At 55.0% G+C, this 20,501-nt stretch carries 21 protein-coding genes, 1 tRNA gene and 2 other RNA genes; 13 read left to right on the forward strand and 11 right to left on the reverse strand.

All coding sequences use genetic code 11. The features are described from left to right. Positions 1-82: 82 nt before the first annotated feature. An RNA gene (gene ffs / locus MY069_RS05860) (signal recognition particle sRNA small type) lies at positions 83-180 on the reverse strand. A gap of 63 nt (positions 181-243) precedes the next feature. Between ffs and nudC the strand changes: the two genes are divergently transcribed. Continuing rightward, a complete protein-coding gene (nudC, locus tag MY069_RS05865) occupies positions 244-1,164 on the forward strand; it encodes an NAD(+) diphosphatase (protein ID WP_482796138.1) in 921 nt (306 codons plus the stop codon). A gap of 25 nt (positions 1,165-1,189) precedes the next feature. Here nudC and MY069_RS05870 read toward each other — a convergent pair whose 3' ends face one another. From MY069_RS05870 to MY069_RS05890, 5 genes are all read right to left on the reverse strand, one after another. Further along, a complete protein-coding gene (locus MY069_RS05870) occupies positions 1,190-1,723 on the reverse strand; it encodes a porin family protein (RefSeq protein ID WP_482796139.1) in 534 nt (177 codons plus the stop codon). Positions 1,724-1,865: 142 nt separating this feature from the next. Next, positions 1,866-2,399, reverse strand: a complete 534-nt coding sequence (locus MY069_RS05875) for a porin family protein (RefSeq protein ID WP_482796140.1) — start codon at positions 2,397-2,399, stop codon at positions 1,866-1,868. Positions 2,400-2,626: 227 nt separating this feature from the next. Next, entirely contained in the window at positions 2,627-3,061 is a 435-nt protein-coding gene (locus tag MY069_RS05880; RefSeq protein WP_482796682.1) for a YHS domain-containing (seleno)protein, read from the reverse strand. Between the two features lie 75 nt (positions 3,062-3,136). After that, positions 3,137-3,670, reverse strand: a complete 534-nt coding sequence (locus MY069_RS05885) for a hypothetical protein (protein WP_482796141.1) — start codon at positions 3,668-3,670, stop codon at positions 3,137-3,139. Positions 3,671-3,843: 173 nt separating this feature from the next. Then, on the reverse strand, positions 3,844-4,419 hold the full coding sequence (locus tag MY069_RS05890; RefSeq protein ID WP_482796142.1) for a carboxymuconolactone decarboxylase family protein: 576 nt from the start codon (positions 4,417-4,419) through the stop codon (positions 3,844-3,846). Between the two features lie 157 nt (positions 4,420-4,576). Here MY069_RS05890 and MY069_RS05895 point away from each other — a divergent pair, with 157 nt between their 5' ends. After that, entirely contained in the window at positions 4,577-5,464 is an 888-nt protein-coding gene (locus MY069_RS05895; protein WP_482796143.1) for a LysR family transcriptional regulator, read from the forward strand. A 37-nt stretch (positions 5,465-5,501) separates the two neighbouring features. On the opposite strand, the gene MY069_RS05900 is transcribed toward MY069_RS05895, so the two are convergent. Continuing rightward, positions 5,502-7,394 carry a DUF885 domain-containing protein gene (locus MY069_RS05900; protein WP_482796144.1) on the reverse strand — a complete coding sequence of 631 codons (1,893 nt, stop codon included), beginning with the start codon at positions 7,392-7,394 and terminating at the stop codon, positions 5,502-5,504. A 171-nt stretch (positions 7,395-7,565) separates the two neighbouring features. Between MY069_RS05900 and MY069_RS05905 the strand changes: the two genes are divergently transcribed. From MY069_RS05905 to MY069_RS05925, 5 genes are all read left to right on the forward strand, one after another. Beyond that, the gene (locus MY069_RS05905; RefSeq protein ID WP_482796145.1) at positions 7,566-7,910 is read left to right on the forward strand and encodes a hypothetical protein; all 345 of its coding nucleotides are present in this window, start codon (positions 7,566-7,568) and stop codon (positions 7,908-7,910) included. Further along, positions 7,911-8,262, forward strand: a transfer-messenger RNA (tmRNA) gene (gene ssrA, locus MY069_RS05910). 170 nt (positions 8,263-8,432) lie between these two features. Next, the gene (locus MY069_RS05915) at positions 8,433-8,918 is read left to right on the forward strand and encodes an SspB family protein (RefSeq protein ID WP_482796146.1); all 486 of its coding nucleotides are present in this window, start codon (positions 8,433-8,435) and stop codon (positions 8,916-8,918) included. A gap of 2 nt (positions 8,919-8,920) precedes the next feature. After that, positions 8,921-9,385 (forward strand): PaaI family thioesterase, encoded by a 465-nt coding sequence (locus MY069_RS05920; protein WP_482796147.1) that lies wholly within the window; start codon positions 8,921-8,923, stop codon positions 9,383-9,385. 278 nt (positions 9,386-9,663) lie between these two features. Beyond that, positions 9,664-10,992: a tetratricopeptide repeat protein gene (locus tag MY069_RS05925; protein WP_482796148.1), complete on the forward strand. Its 1,329-nt coding sequence runs from the start codon at positions 9,664-9,666 to the stop codon at positions 10,990-10,992. Between the two features lie 14 nt (positions 10,993-11,006). Here the strand turns inward: MY069_RS05925 and MY069_RS05930 are convergent, their stop codons facing one another. Beyond that, complete coding sequence (locus MY069_RS05930; protein ID WP_482796149.1) at positions 11,007-11,366, reverse strand: RusA family crossover junction endodeoxyribonuclease; 360 nt, start codon at positions 11,364-11,366, stop codon at positions 11,007-11,009. Positions 11,367-11,368: 2 nt separating this feature from the next. Next, positions 11,369-12,427: a ferrochelatase gene (gene hemH / locus MY069_RS05935; protein ID WP_482796150.1), complete on the reverse strand. Its 1,059-nt coding sequence runs from the start codon at positions 12,425-12,427 to the stop codon at positions 11,369-11,371. Positions 12,428-12,569: 142 nt separating this feature from the next. On the opposite strand from hemH, the gene MY069_RS05940 reads away from it, so the two are divergent. Continuing rightward, positions 12,570-15,842 (forward strand): S41 family peptidase, encoded by a 3,273-nt coding sequence (locus MY069_RS05940; protein WP_482796151.1) that lies wholly within the window; start codon positions 12,570-12,572, stop codon positions 15,840-15,842. Positions 15,843-15,966: 124 nt separating this feature from the next. Here the strand turns inward: MY069_RS05940 and MY069_RS05945 are convergent. After that, a tRNA-Leu gene (locus MY069_RS05945) sits at positions 15,967-16,053 on the reverse strand. Between the two features lie 93 nt (positions 16,054-16,146). Here MY069_RS05945 and MY069_RS05950 point away from each other — a divergent pair. Then, the gene (locus MY069_RS05950; RefSeq protein WP_482796152.1) at positions 16,147-16,776 is read left to right on the forward strand and encodes an exopolysaccharide biosynthesis protein; all 630 of its coding nucleotides are present in this window, start codon (positions 16,147-16,149) and stop codon (positions 16,774-16,776) included. A gap of 81 nt (positions 16,777-16,857) precedes the next feature. Further along, positions 16,858-17,397: a disulfide bond formation protein B gene (locus MY069_RS05955; RefSeq protein ID WP_482796153.1), complete on the forward strand. Its 540-nt coding sequence runs from the start codon at positions 16,858-16,860 to the stop codon at positions 17,395-17,397. On the opposite strand, the gene MY069_RS05960 is transcribed toward MY069_RS05955, so the two are convergent. Beyond that, positions 17,381-17,842 (reverse strand): DUF3429 domain-containing protein, encoded by a 462-nt coding sequence (locus MY069_RS05960; protein WP_482796154.1) that lies wholly within the window; start codon positions 17,840-17,842, stop codon positions 17,381-17,383. The two genes, MY069_RS05955 and MY069_RS05960, sit on opposite strands and share 17 nt — an antisense overlap. Positions 17,843-17,992: 150 nt before the next feature. On the opposite strand from MY069_RS05960, the gene MY069_RS05965 reads away from it, so the two are divergent. The 3 genes from MY069_RS05965 (at position 17,993) to lpdA (ending at position 20,464) form a co-directional block, all read left to right on the forward strand. Further along, positions 17,993-18,514 carry a hypothetical protein gene (locus MY069_RS05965; RefSeq protein WP_482796155.1) on the forward strand — a complete coding sequence of 174 codons (522 nt, stop codon included), beginning with the start codon at positions 17,993-17,995 and terminating at the stop codon, positions 18,512-18,514. A 99-nt stretch (positions 18,515-18,613) separates the two neighbouring features. After that, complete coding sequence (locus MY069_RS05970; protein WP_482796156.1) at positions 18,614-18,976, forward strand: hypothetical protein; 363 nt, start codon at positions 18,614-18,616, stop codon at positions 18,974-18,976. Between the two features lie 84 nt (positions 18,977-19,060). Then, on the forward strand, positions 19,061-20,464 hold the full coding sequence (gene lpdA / locus MY069_RS05975) for a dihydrolipoyl dehydrogenase (RefSeq protein ID WP_482796157.1): 1,404 nt from the start codon (positions 19,061-19,063) through the stop codon (positions 20,462-20,464). The last annotated feature ends 37 nt before the right edge of the window (positions 20,465-20,501 follow it).

Genomic DNA, 20,501 nt, shown 5'->3' on the forward strand with positions numbered 1-20,501 from the left:
TGTTCCCCCTCTAGCCCCCTTGGGATGCGATGCGCGAGGTCACCTTATCGGTGGCCTCGTTGCATATTCGCGATGTACGTGGAGTGGAGACTGGACAGTGACCCGAACGGAAAACTCGTTAGGGCTGCTTCGTTCCCGACCTGACCCGGTTGGCGAGAAGTTCGTCCACCGCCAGCCTCCGAGGGCTATATCGCCCTTAGGTCATCCCGTGACAAGGGGGGTGAAGCTGCTAAAGCGACTCTCATGACGACTTCGAATGATATTCCCCTCGCGAGCGCCCCGGTTGACCGGGCTGCACATTTCCGAACCAATCCAGAATGGCTGGCGCAAGCCAAGAGCGCCGATAATGCGCTAATCTTCCTAATGCAGAAAGGACAGCCCCTACTCGCCCCGAACGGCCAGAACCTGCTTTGGCTCGGGCCTGAAGTTGAGCGGCTAAGCCCGCAAGGCGATTCCATTTTTCTGGGACAAGACAAGGCTGGCGCACCGATTTTTGTCGTGAATATGGAGCCCGACTTCAAACTTGAAGGCTCGTTGCTGCAAGGCGCGGGAGATTTTACCGATATGCGAGCCGCCGCATCCGGGCTCACGCCAATGGAAGCCAACCTCGCCTCAACCGCTCGCAGTTTGTTGGAGTGGCATCGCAATCACCCCTTCTGCTCGAAATGCGGAGCGCCGAGCGAGGTGACGGAAGCCGGATGGAAACGCGTTTGCCCCTCTTGCGGTGCAGAACATTTCCCGCGCACCGACCCAGTGGCAATTATGTTGGCGGTCAAAGATGACAAATGTTTGCTGGGTCGCCAAGCCGGTTGGCCCGCAGGGTTCTGGTCGGCGCTCGCGGGCTTCGTCGAGCCTGGCGAAACCCTAGAACAGGCCGCCGCACGGGAGCTTGAAGAGGAAGCTGGCATCAAGGCTGACCCCGCCTCGGCGGAGTATTTATTCTGCCAACCTTGGCCATTCCCATCATCATTGATGGTCGGGATTATTCTCGAAGCGCAAACCACCGAAGTGTCCGTCGAACGGGATGAGCTCGAAGCCGCGCGCTGGATCACCCGCGAAGAGGCTCGCCAAGTTCTCGCTGGCACCCACCCAGACATTTATGCCCCGCCGCCAATGGCCGTGGCGCATCATATTTTGAAAACCTGGGCTGAGCGCACCTCGTAAATGCGCTCAGAACCACTCGGTGGGCTTAGTTCCCAAGTCCAAACTTCAGCACGCCGCTCAGCGTGAAGGCGTCGACGCCACCTTCAATCTCACCATCATTCGATTCAAATCGCGTGAAATCCAATCTCAAGCCAAAATTGTCCGTCAGCGAATACTCGCCCCCTAAACCAACCGCAAAGGCTTCGATTTTGGCGGATTCGGAAAGCTCACCGACCGACACGTCGAAGTCTAACTCGCCATACCCAACCCGCGCCGTGAAATCGAACCGGTCCGAGAGGGGATAAGTTCCGACCAAATAAGCAGCATATTGAGAGCCAAGTTCGATCTCAGCGCCAACGACGTCATCGACGTCTTCACTGCCCGAGCCAACGGAGCCCTCGCCTTCAATGCCAAAATAATCATTGAACTTGAATCCGCCTCGGGCCGTCACGGCCCCAAGCGTGGCGCCCTCGCCATCAAAAAGCGAATAGCCGCCAGAAACGTATAATTCCGATTCAGAAACCGCGACCGGCGCGAGGCATAGACAAGTTATGACCAGCGCCGAATACTTCCTCAACATGAAACCCTCCTACCTTGTGCTGAACACAAGGATTTAGAAATCATGCTTTGCCAATATTCCACACATCTATTTTTGAAAATGACAAATATAGAGACGTTGAGAATATTAGCTGTATAGCGGGCTCAATTTCTGGACGAAAACCCTAACGAACATGTCCGAACTTATAGACCCCGGCGATGGAGAACATGTTGACGCCGCCATCAAGGGCATCATCGTCAACTTCAACGCGCGTATAATCGCCGCGAATACCAAGTTGCTCTGTAAACATATACTCGCCGCCAAGACCAAAGGCGAAACCGTCCAGGTCTGCATCCGATGAAACGCCATTATTGGCGGTCTGCAACTCGCCTGTCGTGTAGCCCACGCGGCCGAGCACATCGAGATTTGGAATGACCGGATAGCGCGCAACCAAATATCCTGCGAACTGATTTTCAAGCTCTGCTTCGGCGCCGCCTGCGCCATCGATCTGTTCAGCGCCGAGCCCAAAAGCCGCTTCAAATTCCGCGCCTAACAGATCATGAAACTCGACGCCGCCGCGCAGGGTCACCGCCTGCAAGTCAACATCATCCGCGTCGAATGATGACAAACCACCGGTGACATAGAGTTCGGATTCGGCCACCGCACCGGGTGCGATCGCAACGCCAAGACCGAGCGCGATTGCTGCAAATTTTCTCATTTCGTCCTCCTAAAAACGAGCGGAGATAAGCCGCTTAAAGCGTCTTCAAGCAGAATTTGCGTTTCAATGGGGTGAAGTCTTCGTCATGATTTCGAAAACCACATTAACCAAGGCTGTGCCCTGGCTCTCGCGGTCTCAGGCCACTAAAAACCCCCGCGTGGGAGGGGAACCACGCGGGGGATGATTGGCACCGCGCCGAGAACGGACGGTTTATGCAGGGAGAAACGCTAATCGTTTAGCACGGTCGGCCAATTCTGTTCCGCGCTCGCGATGAAGCCCGCGCGGTCTTTATCCCACTTCTTCTGGATGCCTTTATTGTAGTTCAGGTAGAGCTTGCCATCGACAACCGCCCAACGACGCGCGTCACCTTTGGCTGTCTGACCTTGAGCAACCGCCCAGGCGCAATAGCCGCCATATTGAGGCGCGTATTTAGCTGGATCCGCCAAGAACAGGTTGAGATTGTCTTCGCTGGCAAAGCGGAATTCTGCGCCTTGATAAGTGGTTGTGTATTCCGTCGAGCCTTTGGTCGGTTCGCCGACGGTGAAATAGGCGACCGTGTCATAGCCTTGCAATGCTAGGTTTGAGCGTTTGGCCGTGTAGATTGGGTCTTTGTCGGCAAAGGCAGCGGGCGCTGAGATTGCGACAGGACCGGCAACGATCATGGCGGCGGCGAGGATTGTGCGAAGTTTCATGGTTTTGTCTTTCTGAAACTGAGGATATGGAAGGTAGGGCGAGGATTATGAACGGGCTGGGAACAAAGTCGTTTTCAGCCCTGAGAAAATTGCGGCAAGCTCTTTGCGACGAATGAAGGCTAGGCCCGCGGATGTGATCCAAACCACGACCGCCATGAAGAAGAGGCCTCCACCATCATTGTTCGGGTCAATCCCGAGCGGTGTCCAAAGGTGGAAGTTGACCGCACCGCTCATCACAGCAAAAGCGATCAATGCTCCAATCGCTTGCAAGCGCCGGAAGGCAGGGAGAATGCCGATCAGCAGCAAAGAAGCGGCGACCAGTTCGGCCGTGCCGATAACATATTGGCTAAACAAACCGGTCTGGGCGAACAGCCCGTCTGCACCGAAGCTTGCAGCCCAGTCATTAAGCTTGCCGAAAATCACTTGGGTTTCTGGCGCATTGGTAAACTTGAACCGGAGGCTGTCGAGAAACACCAAGGATGCGATGCCCGCGATCGCGTGAGGTGCATAAGTTTTGAGTTTAGACACCAGCCCCGTGTTCTGGACTTGCGGTGTGAGTGTTTCGTTCAGGGTCGTCATTGCGTCCTCCTTGCTATGCCCCCTATTTACGAAGCCGCATCATCACTTGCGAACCACGTGTGTGTGAGCCTCAGTCACGTCGGTGTGAGCGATCTGTGAGCGCCCTCAAACCAGCGGTAAAAAAAAGGGCTGCAGAATGCTCTGCAGCCCAGTATTCATGGGGTTGGGAGTGGTTAAGCCGCGACGGTTTCTCGCTTGGTTTTTGGCGTCCAAGCATGCTTTTGAAACGCCTCATTGACCGGCGTTTCGGCGACATGGTTGGTGTAGTTTGAAATCACTTTCAGCGAGACGCCGAGAATGACGGCGAGCACCGCCGCGCGATCATATCCGGCGGCGATGAAAGCATCGACATCCGTGTCTGAAACAAAGCCTCGATCAATGACGGTTTTTTTGGTGAAGATCCGCAGGGCTTCCAGTTTTGGATCTGCGATTGCGCGATCTTCGCGAACCGCATCAATGACGGTCAGATCCAGGCCCTGACCTTCGGAAATCGTCGTGTGCGCCGCGACACAGAAATGGCATTCATTTTCAACGCTTGCGGTGATCGTCACGATCTGCTGCTCAAGCGGTGTCAAACCAGATTTCGCGAGCTGCTCAGATAGCTGGGTATAAGCGGTCAGCACCGTCGGGTTTTCCGCAAAGACAGCGTAAAGAGAGGGAACGAAGCCCATTTTCTTTTCGACGCCAGCGATAAAGTCACGCGCGCCTTCTGGCGCTGTGCTTGAGGTGTGGAGAGTGAATTTAGCCATTTGAGGCTCCTTGGGAGGTTTTCAGGGTCAGCAGGCCTTTTTGACCGGCGTTGAACGTAAAATGGCGCATCCCCCCTTGTTGAAGAAGTTAGAGCGCCTCCATATAGCCCATGCATTTTTCGCATAGGAGCTGATGGGTATGGACCGGATAGACGCAATGAGACTGTTTTTGCGGGTCGCTGATGCGGGCAGTTTTTCAAGGGCCGCCGCCGATCTGTCGATTGGCCAGCCCACGGTCTCGCGCCGCATTCAAGATTTGGAACATCAAATCGGTGCTGAGCTGTTCCACCGCACCACGCGTGCTTTGTCGCTGACGGAAGCCGGTCAGAAATTTTACGGCCGGGCGCAAGACATCCTCTCAGAATTCGACGACGCAGAAGCCGAAGCCCGCGGACTTGATCAAGAACCCGTCGGGATGTTGCGCGTCAGCGCGCCCCACTCACTCTCACAAATCGTCATCACACCGACCATTGCCCCCTTCTTAGAAAAGTATCCGCATATCCGCATGGATCTGATGACGGACGACACCTACACCGACTTGGTCACGGAAGGGGTCGATGTCGCGTTTCGCTTGGGCGAACTCACCGATAGCGCCCTGATGGCGAAACGCTTACTAGTGGCCTATCGCGGCATCTGGGCGGCGCCGAGCTATATCGAGAAATTTGGTGCCCCAGTCTGTCCAGAGAGCCTCAAAGACCATAATGGCCTGGTCTTCCGTCAATCCTTGCAAGGCCAACAATGGACGCTCAAACATGTCGAATCGGGCGAAGAGCACCGCATCATGATGGATGGCCGCTTTAGAGGATCATCCGGCGACACGCTTTTGCAAGGCGCTGTAGACGGGCTTGGGATTTTTATTGGGCCGGATTGGCTGGTCTGCCCGCACGTCAAATCAGGGGCGCTGGTCCGGATCATGCCCGAATGGCGCGGCGCCGACCTACCACTTTCTGTGGTTTGGACCGGCGGCAAATTGCGCGGCAAAGCGCGACTGTTCGTCGAACATGTGCAAGCCGCGCTCAGCGCTTTGGAGAATGTGGGAAGTTAAGGACCCCGGCCGAGGCCGAGGCCCTTGAAGGCTCGACTTAACCCGCTTTTACGCTCGCGACCCATTCGTCGACACGGCGCTCGAGAATCGCCAGCGGCATCGCGCCGCCGCCCAGAACCGTGTCATGGAAGGCGCGAATATCGAACGCATCGCCTAGTTCCGCTTCCGCATCACGGCGCAGCTCTTGGATCTTCAGCATGCCGACTTTGTAGCTGGTCGCTTGCCCAGGCAGCACCAAATAGCGACGCACTTCTGAGCGGGCCTGCGCTTCGGTGATCGCAGAGTTTTCCATGAAATAGGCCACGGCCTGTTCTTCGGTCCAACCTTTGGCGTGAAGACCAGTGTCGACGACCAAACGGATCGCCCGCCAAATCTCAGATCCGGCGCGCCCAAAGCGTGACAGCGGGTCCTGATAGGTGTTTGGCATTTCGATCGCTAGCCATTCAGAATACAGTCCCCAGCCCTCGCTATAGGCCGTGAAGCCCGCTTGCGTGCGGAAGGTTGGCACCCCTTCCAGCTCTTGCTGAATGGCAATTTGCATATGGTGACCCGGCAGCCCTTCATGATAGGCGATGACTTCCAGCTCACGCTTCGGCATTGCAGTCATGTCTGACAAGTGGGCGTAATAAACACCAGGGCGTGAGCCGTCTGGGGTCGATGGGAAATAGTGCTGCGCAGCGCCATCCTGTTCGCGGAACGGCTCCACGCGTTTCACTTCCATGTCAGCTTTCGGCAGGATGCCGAAATAGTCCGGCAGGACCGCTTTGATACCATCAATCGCGGCGGTTGCGTCATCGATATAGCCTTGGCGGCCTTCATCCGTGTTTGGATAATAAAGCCGCTCATCATCTTTGGTGTCACGCAGAAACGCGAAGAACTCTTGCAAGCTGCCTTCAAAGCCAAAATCAGCCTGGATGGTTTCCATTTCTGCTCGCAAGCGCGCCACTTCAGACAGGCCGATCTCGTGGATCTCATCCGCGGTCAGCGCGGTTGTGGTCTGATTGGCGAGACGCTCATTATAATAGGCCACGCCAAGCGGTAACGCGCTCACACCTTGGGCCTCTGGCGAGGCGTTGACTTTATCCTCTTCCTGCCACGCAATCAGGCGCTCATACGCAGGCTTCAATTCATCGACCAAAGCGGTCCGAATATCGGCGGTCAGCTGATCGGCTTTGGCTTGATCAATCTCGCCTTGCTCGAGCAGATTGGCGATTTTAGCTTGCGCATCTGCCCAAAGATCACTGTCCTCGCCGCTATCATCAAATGGCGCGCCAGAAATAATTTTCCGAGATTCTTCGATGACAGAGTCGAATGCGAAATAAGGTGGGCGGACGCCGCGCTCTGCGACAGTCTTCGATGACGTGATCAGTTGATCAATCGCACCGGCGCTTCCTGAAATGCGCAGCAAGTAATTGTCCATGTCTTCGGCATCGGTCACGCGGTGAAAGGCGATCAAAAGCTGTGGGAAGAATGTGTGAATGGCTTGCATTTGGTCAAACACATATGTGTTGTAACGGAACTCATCTGCCGCTTCCGCGCGTTCCGCCTGATAGACCCAAATATCGTAAGAGATTTTGGCGTCCGGGCTGAGCTTGTTATAATCAAACTCTGCCTGAAGTTCTGCCACATTGGCCCGCGTGCGCGCCAGTTGCGCATCGAGCGCCGCTTCGGAGAAATCATCGATCTCGCCTTGGCGTTCGTCGCGGCCAAGAAACGTGAGCTGGATCGGACTCTCTAGCAGTTCAGCTTCAAACTTAGCTTCGAACCAATCATTGAGGCGTGCTGTTTCGGCAGCAATCTCTTCAGCCGTGGCTGGCGCTTCGGCGACTTCTGGCTGTGTAACTTCAGTTTCGCTCTGGCCTGGCGTTCTGACTTGATCGCAAGCTGCGAGCGCGAAAATTGTGGCAAGTGCCGTCAATGTCGTTTTCATGATAACAGGTCTCCCAATGCCGTTTTATCGATAATCGGCAAAAAGCAGCTTTTGGGCGAGGGAGCAAGAGATTCTAACATTTATGTCGTAACTGCACTCGTCGCCTATTAAGGCGCGCGCGATTAGAACAAATGGATCAAACGCGATAGCAAAACACTCGAAGGAGAGGTCGTGCGAAAAGGCTTGATCATCGCCCCCATGCTAGCGGTTCTTTTGTCCGGCTGCATCGTCACATCAACCGCTGGTCTGCTCGTCAATGGCGCGAAGCTCGCAGGGAAGACCGTCTATTTGACCGGCAAAGGCGTCTATCAAGTCGGCAAGCTGACTGTGCGCGCGGCAGATGGAGTATTAGACGGCACAGAACGGATGTTGCGGCTCACTATCCTAACCGCAGACGCAACCGGCGCGGTGGCTCGGACGACTCGAGAGATCCATTCGAGTGCGCTTCAGGCAGAACTTGCCACGCTTGAACGAACAGAAGGCGTTATCGAAGTAATTGTCGAACCGCTGGACTAGTCTCTTTTATCTTAGGCGAACCCGGACTATATTGGTCCCGTTCGTTTGAACTATGGTGATAAACGCGCGTGTAATAAGCGGTTCGGACCCGGGGGCGGTACCCGGCGCCTCCACCAAAGACCCACCTTCAGCGGGTTATTTGGGGGCGAAATAGGATCGACGGACGTGTAAAGACGATGCTTTCACCCGCATGAGCTGCGTTAGAAGCTCACTCAACAATAGTTGCTAATGACAACTTTGCTGAAGGTGAACTGCTCGCTGCGTAACGCAGTGCGTGGAAAACCGCTTTAACTCCTAGGGCATCAGCGCCTTAGGCGGGGCCCGGAGGCGCCTGGCAACAGAAGCCTCCACTTTAAATTCGTAGAGTTTCGCTTTGTGTAATAAGCATTGCAGAAGGCGCTTAACCAAAGCAGCAAACTTCCCATCTGGGGAAGACACAGAAAGTGGCTCGCCTCACGCATGAACAGGATTGCAGGCTTGGCACAGAGGAGATAATCGTCTCCTTCAACTGGGGAGCGGATAATGACCGACTATATCGGCTACGAAGCACTGACACAGGCCGCCATGCGCGGCGTCGTTCGTGAAGCCATGCGCCAAGCCGCGAAAGGCTCTGCACCTCCCGGTGATCACCATTTCTATGTCACGTTTCGGACCAAGGCGCCTGGCGTCAAAATCCCGGACCATTTGATCGAGCAGTTCCCGGACGAGATGACGATTGTCATTCAACACCAATATTGGGACCTCGAAGTGCATGACGGCCATTTCGAGATTGTGCTCAAGTTCAATCGCGTGCCGCAGCATCTTTCGATTCCTTATGTTGCAATGACCCGGTTCGTTGACCCAGCGGTGAACTTTGGTGTCAGTTTCGAAAAAGCGGCTGCTGGCGATGACACAAGCGTTGTTGATCCGGCACCTGAGCAAAGCGAAGCGGTAACTGATAGCAGCGATGAAGCCGGCGAAGAGAGCGGCGATACCGTTGTGAGCCTCGACGCGTTCCGCCGCAAATAGTCATGTCCAAACCTGAGCAAGACGAGAAACCGCGCGTTTCAGACGCCGAGATGCTGGCGCGATTTCAAAACAGCAGCAAACGCCCCCCCTGCTCCGATACGCTTGGCATGCGGTTGACCGAAGTTGACCAAGAGGCTCAGCGCGTTCGCATGGATTTTGACGTGCCCGCCATGTTCGCCAACCCAACCGGCGCTGTCCAAGGCGGCTTCATTGCGGCGATGATGGATGAAGCGATGAGCACATGCTGCATCATCGCGTCTAACGTCACGATGACGGCGCCGACGCTGGAAATGAAAACCTCTTACCTCCGTCGGTTGATGCCAGGGGACGCACATGTCGAAGCCCGCATTCTCAAATGGGGTCGGTCCGCCGCCTTCATGGAAGCGGAATGCTTTGATAATAATGGAAAATTAGTGGCCAAAGCGACAGCAACGGCGATTCCTATGCCGTTCAAGCGATTGAGCTAATCCAACAAAATTCCCGTGCGGCGAAAATGTCCACAGAATCCCCCTTGAACTTGTTGTGGTTTTGGCGCTGTGATACGTTGCGTACACGAAACGTTCGGGGACATTTAGATTTGAGCCAGAGTCATCGTTTGATACGAGGGTCCATCATAGCTCTGTCCGCGTTTGCAGCGGCGACAGCTGCTTCGGCACAATGTCCGGAGCCTGAGTCTTTAGAACGGTATGCTGAAACCACACAGGACGCTCTCACAGCATTGCGGGGTTCGATTTCAGGACCTCAATTGGTTGAACTGGAAGATCGCTACGCGGCGATCGTCATCATGAAATGGCAGCGGATCGGTCTTGATGCCCTCGAAGATGATGAGGATGCTGTAGCGCAAATCCAGAACTGTTTTCGCGACCAGGGCTGCGGCGCAGACGATGACAACGCGATAGACGCTCAATTGACGGAATTGGTGTCGACGACCCCTTTGGAGACGCCAGCGTTTTATCAAACCTTACCTGTGACACCAAGCGAGAGCATGGCAGTCTGGGCGGAAATCAAACTAGAGTGCCGTGAGGCGCCCACGCTTGAAACTGAGCCTGAGATCGAAATTGAGGCAGAGCAAGCAGACATCGATCCAAATCTGGAAAACACAAGCCCAGAGAACGAAAGTGAAGCCGCGGAGGCAGACGCACCCGAACCCGAAGAAATGGCAGAAGAGATCGATTCCGACACTGCAACTTTTCTCTCGGACTCGGCTGCGGGTTTTGAAGACGGTCAAACACCCCAAGCGATCAAAACCTCCGATCTAACCGCGGAACAAGCGCGCGCCCGGCTCGACACCGCGGCGGCATCCATGGCGTCCGGCGACGTTGACCGTGCTATCCCCTTATTGCGGGACGCTTGTCTTTTCGATGTCTCAACGACCCAATCTTCTATCGCCTGCGACACGCTCTTGGATGTTTATGAGGTCAATACGCGACAGGGTCGGGAACCGATTTCAGGCTCCACCTATCTCACGTTCTCGGAAGAGCTTTGCGGCTTCGGTTATATTCAAGGGTGCCACAATATGGCGCTCTATCTTCGCGCCGCGAACACGACGGGCGCGTATGAGCGCGGTGTCGCCTTTACAGGACAGGCCTGCGACCTCGGAGATGCTGGCGCGTGTGCCACGCTTGCAAGCGATCATATCGAAGGTCGGACGCATGATCAGAATCTCGAATTTGCCCGCTCAGCCTTACGACGCTCTTGCAATTTGGGTCGACGCGAATCGTGTCGCGAACTCGCTGATCTCTATGTCCGCGGTGTGGGCGGTGAAGCGGATAATCAGCTTGCCTTAGAAGCGGTTGCCATGGCCTGCCCAGACGCCGGCGCTCAGAATCCTGACCTCTGCGTCTCAGCCGCCGACTTCCTATTGATCAATATGGAGGCCGGTGAGGATCGCGCGACGCAGATCCGAACTTATATTAAACGCGCTTGTGAGATCGGCCACGACATTGGCTGCGCCTGGTATGCCGAAGACTTAGAGCTTGGGATTGGCGGGCAAGCGGACCCTCAAGGGGCCCGCGAGGCGCGTCTCACCGCTTGCGAATATGGCGATCAGAAAAGCTGCAACCCCCGCTCTTGATGACCCTGCAGCGCTCATGCGCTCATCTCAGCGACGCGCATATAGATCCCCTCCCGCTCACCAACTCGCCGTTCAACCAAGAGGCGCGCCACTTGGTGATCATCTTCGAACGCGTTTCCGGTTAGGCTGTCCAGCAGAGCTTTGGCGAGATTGTCGAGGTCCATCCAGGGTGCATCTCCGGTATATTCCATCACGATATGAACATCGTAATCGCCATAACCTGGACGCAACCTCTGAAAATCTTTGCGAAAAAACTCACGGAACAATTGCTTATAATATTTGGCCTGAGTGGTTAGGCCAAAGCACCGCACTTCAAGTGCACCATCTTCAGTAATCCGACCTCGGACTTTTCCGTTTTTGATCCAGTCATCCACGCTTAGGCGATCCAACCGGCGGTTTCGCGCCGGACAATATCTTCGATCACGTCAATCGCCGCTTCGCTATCATTAAGGCAAGGCACGACGGAATAGGCTTCGCCGCCGGCTTCCATAAATTCATCCCGGCCCTCCATGGCGAGCTCCTCCAATGTTTCGAGGCAATCTGAGATAAAGGCCGGCGAGACCACGACGATTTTTTTGGCGCCCTGCTCCGGCAAGGCTTCAAGGGTTTTGTCGGTATAGGGCTGCAACCACTCAGTAGGTCCGAACCGGCTCTGAAATGTGGTCATTGCGAAGCCTTCAGTCCAGCCAAGGCGCTCAGACACCAGCCGGGTCGTTTTATGACAATGACAATGATACGGATCGCCCTTGTCGAAATAGGCTTTCGGAACGCCATGATAGGACATCAGCACTTTGTCAGGCGTAAAATCGAGCGTTTCGAGATGCTGAGTAATCGTTGACGCAAGTGCATCGATATAGACGGGCTGATCATGAAAGCTGGCAGCGGTTCGAACCGCGGGTTGCCAGCGCATTTGGCCGAGCGCTTTGAAAGTTCGATCGCAAACGCTGGCAGTGGTTGTCGCCGAATATTGCGGATAGAGTGGCACGACGCAAATGCGATCACAGCCCTGCGCCTTAAGCGTCGCGATCTTTGAAGCGATGCTGGGATTGCCATAATTCATGGCAAAATCGACGATCAAACGCTCACCGCCAATTCGGGCGTTCAGTTTTTCCGCTTGCCGTTTGGTATAGACCAAAAGCGGCGACCCCTCATCGGTCCAGATCTTCTGATAGGCTCGTCCAGACTTGCTCGGCCGGAAGGTCAGAATGGGCCCTTGTAGAATAAATTGCCAAATCGGCTGCGGCACTTCGATCACGCGTGGATCGGATAGAAACTCTGATAAATAGCGCCGCATCGACCAATAATCGGTGCCATCCGGCGTTCCCAAATTCACCAGGAGCACGCCAATTTTCCCTTGCACCACCTCTGGATGGTTGCTGGGCAATGGGCCTAAGGCGCCAGGTGTGGAATTGGGTGTAGTCATCGTATCAGGCATTAGAACATCCTTTGCCCGCTTATTTAAGTCAGATCAGTTTTTAACAAGCGCGACGAACAGTCTCCGGCCCGATTTTGTGTGCGCTATGGACTCGAGCGGAACCGCCGGGCAGTCTGGAAAAAATGATGGTGGAGACACAATAATGAAAAAAATTGGCTGCACGGCAATTCTTGCTGCCACCGCGGCGCTAGGGACTTACTCAGCGTCCGCGCAAACGAAACTGCTCAGCGATCCGGCGATTTATGGCGACAAAATCGCATTTGTTTATGCCGGAGATATTTACACGGCGAACAGGGATGGAAGCGCCCCATATCGTCTAACAACGCATGTCGCGGACGAGACAGGTCCGATCTTCTCGCCGGATGGCACGCGGATCGCATTTACCGCAAATTATCAAGGCAACACGGATGTCTATTCAATCGCTGTGAACGGGGGCCAGCCAACTCGGCATACCTTCCATCCTGGCAATGATATCGCTGTTGATTGGTCGCAAGATGGATCTGAAATAGCCTTTGTTTCTCCCCGGCAGCGGCTGCACGGACGCTCGGCGCAATTATTTCATGTCTCGACCGACGGCGGACTGCCTGAGCTACAAATGCAGGCGCGGATTTTTCGCGGGACCTACAATAGTAATGGAAGCCAGTTCGCGGCGATCCCATTCGGACCTGGATATAACGCGCTCTATGGCGGAAGCGCCGGTTGGAAGGGCTATCGAGGCGGCTCGACTCCATCAATCCAAATCATGGATACACGCCGCGATCGCGTCACCTACATTCCTGGCGACCGCGTGAATGATCTAGAACCTGTTTGGGTTGGAGAGAGTGTTTATTTTCTCTCCGACCGTGACGCGGAAATTTTCAACATTCACCGTTTCGATCCCGCCACGGGGGGAATCACAAAAGTCACGAATGAAGCCGTTTGGGATATTCGGTCGATGGATGCCTTTGGCTCAAATATTGTGTTTGAGACTGGGGGCGTTCTGAAAATCCTCAACACTGAGACGAATGTTGTCAGTGATGTGTCTGTGTCCGTCGCTCCCGACTTGCCACAACTTCAGGCGAAATGGACAAATGTTGCCGGTCAGATCACAGCCGCAGATCTTTCCAAATCGGCGAAACGCGTACTCGTAACCGCTCGCGGCGAGGTGTTTAGCGTTCCGACCAAGGACGGATCTATACGCAATATTTCCGATAGTTCTGGCGTCCGCGCTTATGATGCGACTTGGTCACCCGACAGTCAAAAGCTAGCTTACATCATCGAAAAAGACCGCAAGCAGCATCTGGTAATTGAAGCCCAAGACGGCCTCTCAGAACCGACCACGTTTGAACTTGGTTCGCATTTCTATTCGCTCTTAGATTGGGGAGGCGAAGGTCAGCATATTATCTACCGTGACAATCATTTGCGCCTGTTTTCGCTCAATGCAGATAGCGGTGAACGCACGCAAATATCTGAAGATACGATGCGGCAATGGGGCTTTGGAGGGACCGAAGTATCAACATCTCCTAACGGAGAATGGCTAGCATATACGCGCGAAGAAGCGAACTTTAACCGCAACATATACCTCTATAACTTCGCATCAAAGCAGAGTGTTGCGCTCACCGATGGCATGGCAGATGCTGGCGCACCGGCATTTAGCGCCGATGGCAAACTGCTCTTCTTCACCGCCTCGACCAATGCGGGCCCGACCCATGTTGGCCTGGACATGTCGACGCAAGAGCGCCCCTATCGTGCGGGGATATATGTCTCGATCCTTACAGCCGATGGGACGTCGCCTTTAGCCCCCAAGAGCGGTGAAGAACCCGCCCAAGATGAGGGCGAGGATGACGAGGAAGAGACCGAAACCGAAACCCTTGTCTATGATCTCGAAGGCGCGAAGAATCGCATTCAAGGATTGCCCGTTGAGCAAGCTCAATACTCTGACCTCGCAGTCGGTGACTCGGGTAATCTATATTACGTAAAGGCGGTTCAACCAGGCACGGAAATCACGCCGCCCGGGCAACGGCTGCAAGCATCTTCAGAACTGATCAGCTTCGATTTCGAAGACCGAAGTGCCGCTTCCATCGGATCAGACGTCACCGGACTGTCGCTTAGCTCTGATCGCAAACAGGCCCTGATCCAGAAATCAAACGGCTCACTCGCCTTTGGCGCGCTGGGCGAGAAGTTTGAACCAGAGCCTTTGGATACCAGCAATCTGCAACTCTGGATCGATCCGCGAAAAGAATGGCGTCAAATCTTTGATGATGTCTGGCGGATGCAAGAGGAGTTTTTCTACGATCCGAGTCTGCACGGCATTGATTGGCAGGCCATTTACGATCGTTACGCTCCGTTGCTTGACCATGTCGGTCGTCGCGAAGACCTGAACCGCTTAATGACCGAGATGATCGCTGAATTGCAGGTCGGACACAATCGCGTGGGCGGCGGCGATATTATCCGACCCTCCGGTCCAGAAATCGGTTTACTGGGTGCAGATTTCGCAGTTCGCAATGGGCGGCACCAGATTTCTAAAATCTATACGGGAGAGCATTGGAATCCTTATCTCCAAGGCCCGCTCGCGATGCCGGGACTCGGTGTATCCGAAGGCGATTACATCATCGCGATCAACGGCAAAAACCTTTCTGCGACGGATAATATTTTTGAACATTTGGGCGGCACGGTTGGAAAACAGATCGTGCTGACCATTTCATCCCGGGCGAATGGAAGAAATGCCAAAGACGTCGTGGTGGAGCCTATTGGTACTGAATTCGCCATCCGCCTCCGGGCTTGGGTGGAAGCCAATCGCAAACAGGTCGACGAAGCGACCGATGGGCGGGTTGGATATGTATACCTGCCCAATACCGCGGGGGCCGGATATACGTTCTTCAACCGGATGTTCTTCTCGCAAACAGACAAAGACGCAATGATTATTGATGAGCGTTCAAATGGTGGCGGACAGGCAGCGAACTACATTACCGATGTTCTCAGCCGAACATATCTTTCCGGCTGGAAAGATCGCGACGGCCTGGTGTTCAACACACCTGCCGGTGCGATGTTTGGACCGAAGCTCATGCTGATTGATCAGGATGCTGGCAGTGGCGGCGACTTCCTGCCCTATAGTTTCCGCGAAATGGGCATCGGAACGCTTATGGGGACACGGACTTGGGGCGGTTTGATCGGAATTTCAGCCAATCCTGGATTGGTCGATGGCGGCTTCCTGGTAGTTCCCTACTTCCGATTCTTTGATCGCGACTATGAATGGTCAGTCGAAAATGAAGGAGTGGCTCCGGATATCGAAGTCGCTCTCGATCCGACGCTCACCAATCAAGATCGTGATTCCCAACTAGAGGCTGCGATTGCTGAGATTCTCCGTCAGCTTGAAACAAATCCAAGCACGGTGCCAACTGAGGCGCCGCCCTACCCGACCGAACTCGGCGAATAAAAAACAGACCAAGCGCTTGTTGAAATCACGGGCGCTTGGTCGACTAGCCGTTGACGCTTTTGGGACATCGGGGACGCAGACAAAGTTTAAGGCTGCGCAGTTACGCCGGCCTCGCAACCCAAAATGGTACCTCCCGCCGGACTCGAACCGGCACTCTGTTGCCAGAAACGGATTTTGAATCCGTCGCGTCTACCAATTCCGCCAGGGAGGCTCTCAGATTAGGCAGGCCGCTTAACTGCCGCAGGCGAGCTTTGTCGTCAATCACCACTTTGCGGTTGGCATGAACCTCGCTACGGAGACGGGTATGAACGAGACACCCCAGCCGCAGCGCACTTTCTTGCAATCGCTCGAAGCGATGGCCGCCGAAGCCCCTGAAGACGGCTTCAGCCTGCATTATATTCTCGACCGATTGGACGAGCGCGCCTTTGGCGCGGCACTGTTTCTGCTGGCCTTGCCCTGTGCGATCCCTTTTTTGTATTTGGTGCCGCAAATCGTTTCACTGCCAATGATGGCGCTGACGCTGCAAATGTTGGCAGGGCGGAGTGAGCCGTGGCTCCCGGAAAAATTTGGCGCCCGAAAAATCGACAAAGCGGGACTGACCCGGATGTCAGGATTTGGCCGCAAATGGTTTGGCTGGCTCGAACGGATCTCAAGACCGAGCTTAACCTGGCTCACCGGCAAGAAGAGCGAGCGGGTGATCGCGCTATTTCTGACCGTCTTCTGCGCCTCTATTCTTGTGCCGCTGCCAAGCACAAACACGGTGCCCGGCATTGGGGTCGCGATTGTCGCCTTCGGATTGATGTCGCGCGATGGGCGGCTGGTCATTCTTGGCATGCTGATCGGCATGGCTTGGGTCAGCCTGCTCGTGACGGCAGCGGCCTTTGGCTTTGATGCGGCAACCGATTTGATCCGCACATTGCTCGGTCGCGCCTAGGTTTGAAGATAACAAAATCGTAAAGCCCCGTGCTCCGTTGCCGCATGGACTTTTTAGCGTCGACAGCTGATTTTAGTAGTCATGTTGGCGCGGATTGATCCATTTCTGCAAACCTGGCGTTGGCCGCTAATTGCGCTTGGCGTGTCGCTGGCCATGCTCGGAGCCGCGCACGCCTTTGAAAGTTTCGCTTATCTCCTCCCCTGTCCATTGTGCTTGCGTCAGCGAGAGGTCTATTGGGCAGTTGTGGCGATGACGGTGACAGCGCTTCTGCTATGGCAAATTCGTCAGAACCCGCGCTTTATCTTGGCGTTCAATATAATGCTCGGGCTCGTCTTCCTGACCGGCGCCGTGGTTGCCGCCTATCATGCCGGGGTCGAGTATAAATATTGGCCAGCGCCCAGCGGCTGCACTGCAAATCTTGTTGATATGAATGCCATCGATCTCTCCAACTTGAATGAGCGCCAGGGAGCACCCTCCTGCACGGATGACCCATGGAAGGGGCGCTACGGCCTTTCAATGGCCGGTTGGAACGCTGTGATCTCGCTCGCCCTTGCCGCGCTGAGTTTTCGCGCCGCTGGGATCAGCCTGCCAAAATCGAAAATCGCTATCCCTGCTGAGTAAGTAGGAAATAAGCAAACGCCAGAGAGAACACGGCGCCAAGCGTCGGCCACAGGCGCATGCGGCGATACCAGATCGGCAGTTCTGGCGAGATCGTGTCATAAAGATAATGCAGCACAAAAGCCGCGCCCATTCCGGCAAATAGCCAAGTTTGCATGCCGTGCTGGAAGCCGGCCATAACCATGCCCCAGCCGACCAAAGCGCCGAGCACAGATGGGCCAAGCTCTGCAAATCGCGGTCGTTCGCGTTTAGCGATCTCTGCTCCCCAGCGGACACCGCCTAAGAAGCTTAGAATAATCGCCGAATAAACCAGCAACCATAGGGCCGCGAGGTTCATCAAGGCGAGATCAGTTCGAAACACGAACATCGCGCCAGCCGAAGACGCAAACGGAATAACTCCGCCAAACATGAGCGCCATCGGCACTTGAGGTGGACTTTGTCGGAACATTGCTCAAATCCCTTCGACAATATTCATCGCATATCAATTTTACCGGCCTATTAAGAAAATATGCCACGACGACTGACTGCTCTTTTAATCGCGTTATACGCAATTGCCTTTGCCTTTGGTGCAATGGCAGCGATCCGATGGCCGAGTCTCATGATGCTTGCCGGCTTTATGCTCGAAGATGATGCGATGTCTGGCCTGACCGGGATCGACTGGCGAGAGCTCGGGATCGTCTATGGTGCGCCATACTTTTTGGCGGCGCTATGCCTCTACGCCTCCGCGCTCAGCCTGGGCAATAAACAGCGGGCCGCGCGGCTTTGGTATTTTATGGGCGTCGCTGCTGGATTTCCGTGCGTTTTTCTCGTCGATTTTGAACCTGGCTGGTGGCAAGATCCAAGCGCTGGAGAAGGCGCGGTTGCTGGCGCTGCAGCCGGTGCTGTCCTGCTTGGCATTGCGGTTTGGGAACTTTGCAAAAAGCGCGCTCAACCGACCGCGTCGCCCATGGAAACTCAAGCCGGCCAACAAGTGATCTATGTTCAAGCGCCTGTGGATCCTACGCAAATAAAGGAACGGCAAATTCATTATCGCCGCCCGGTTCCAGCCGCCATCGCAAGACAGCGTGCACACTTCGCCGCAGAGGGCCGAAAAATGCGCGCCCGACAGCGTCGCCAATAATCTGCCACAAAGCCGCCTCTAAAACGTCTTGTCCAGTTGTCCCTTTGTTTGCAATTGGATGACAAATCCGTCACAATTAGAGTCGCGCGGAGATTTCATATGCTGAGAAGACTTGCAGGAATTGTGATGCTCGGGCTTGGCCTATGGCTTGGCTGGGAGGGTGTGCACCCGGTGATGACGATTGTTGAGCGCGGCAGCGATCTGTCTAATGCGCTATTTAACCCGCCAACCAGCATCATCCGGATCGTCAGCGCATCGATTATGGCGATTGGCGGGGCATTGGTTGTATTCAATCTCAAGGCTGGCGGAACCACCGCGACAATTGGATCGGTGCTGTTTGCTATCCTCGGCGGCTTGATGGCGGCGTCGGGAACAGACTCTGGACTGTGGCTTGATGAAGTGATCTTCGGCCTCGCTGCAATCACACTGTCTGTTCTTATTCTGACATTCCGCCGCGCTTAGGGCGTTTCTTAGATTGCATTTGCCGACGACGACACTAGGTTGCCGCCAGATTCTACTGGCGAGCTGAAGCAGGCAAAACATCCCATGGCAGACACCTATGACGTCGTAATTATCGGCGGTGGCCCAGGCGGCTACAATTGCGCAATCCGTGCAGGACAATTGGGGCTGAAAACAGCCTGTATTGAAAAGGAAGATACGCTCGGCGGCACGTGTTTGAACGTCGGCTGCATCCCGTCTAAGGCGCTGCTCCACGCGTCTGAATTCTACGCCGCAGCGAAGAATGACTTTGCTGATATGGGCATCAAGACCGGCAAACTCGAAATCGATTTGCCGCAAATGATGGCGCAAAAGGCAGATGCCGTGGACGGTCTGACCAAAGGCGTCGCTTTCCTTTTGAAGAAAAACAAAGTCGACCATATCCAGGGCAAAGGCCGGATCGCTGGCCCAGGCCAAGTCGAAGTCACTGGCAAGGATGGAAAAGTCCAAACCGTGTCGGCCAAGAATATCGTCATCGCGACGGGCTCTGAGCCGTCCACGCTTCCCGGCATCGACATTGATGAAGAGCGGGTCGTGTCGAATGTTGGCGCGCTCGGCCTGAAAGCGATCCCGAAAAAGCTCGTCCTGATCGGCGCCGGTGTAATCGGTCTTGAAATGGGCAGCGTTTGGTCGCGCCTTGGCTCAGAAGTGACTGTGGTTGAGTATCTCGACCGGATCCTGCCTGGCATGGACAATGAGGTGGCCAAAGAAGCCCAGCGTACGTTCAAGAAGCAAGGCCTGACCTTTAAGCTCGGCACCAAAGTGACCAGCGTTGAAAAGCTAAAAACCAAGCTCAAACTGACTATGGAACCAGCCGCTGGCGGTGACGCCGAGAGCGTGGATGCAGACATTGTCATCGTTGCTGTTGGCCGCCGTCCTTATACCGAAGGACTCGGCCTCGAAAATGTTGGCGGCAAAACCGACAAGCGCGGTGTGATCGAAACCACGGAACATTTCAAAGTGGCGCCGGGCGTCTGGGCGATTGGCGACTGTATTGCTGGGCCGATGCTGGCGCACAAAGCCGAAGATGATGGCGCAGCGGTCGCTGAGCTGATCGCCGGCAAAGCTGGTCATGTTGATTATGACCTCGTCCCTGGCGTGGTCTATACCAATCCGGAGATTGCAACGATCGGGAAAACCGAAGAGCAACTCAAAGAGGCCGGCATCAAATATAAGAAGGGCAAATTCCCCTTCATGGCCAATTCCCGCGCCCGGACCAATCACGAGACCACTGGCTTTGTGAAAATTCTCGCCGAAGAAGGCACAGATCGCATTCTCGGCGCGCATATGATTGGCGTCGGCGTCGGCGAAATGATCCACGAGATTGCCATCGCCATGGAGTTTGGTGCGTCGTCTGAAGACGTCGCCCGCACCTGCCACGCCCACCCGACCATGTCCGAAGCGGTGCGTCAGGCTGCGATGGGTGTCGAAGGTTGGACCATGCAAATGTAGTTCGAGGGGCCTAAGCCCCTCGAATCACTTTAGCTCT

This window comes from Hyphomonas sp. ske169, from assembly GCF_056850855.1.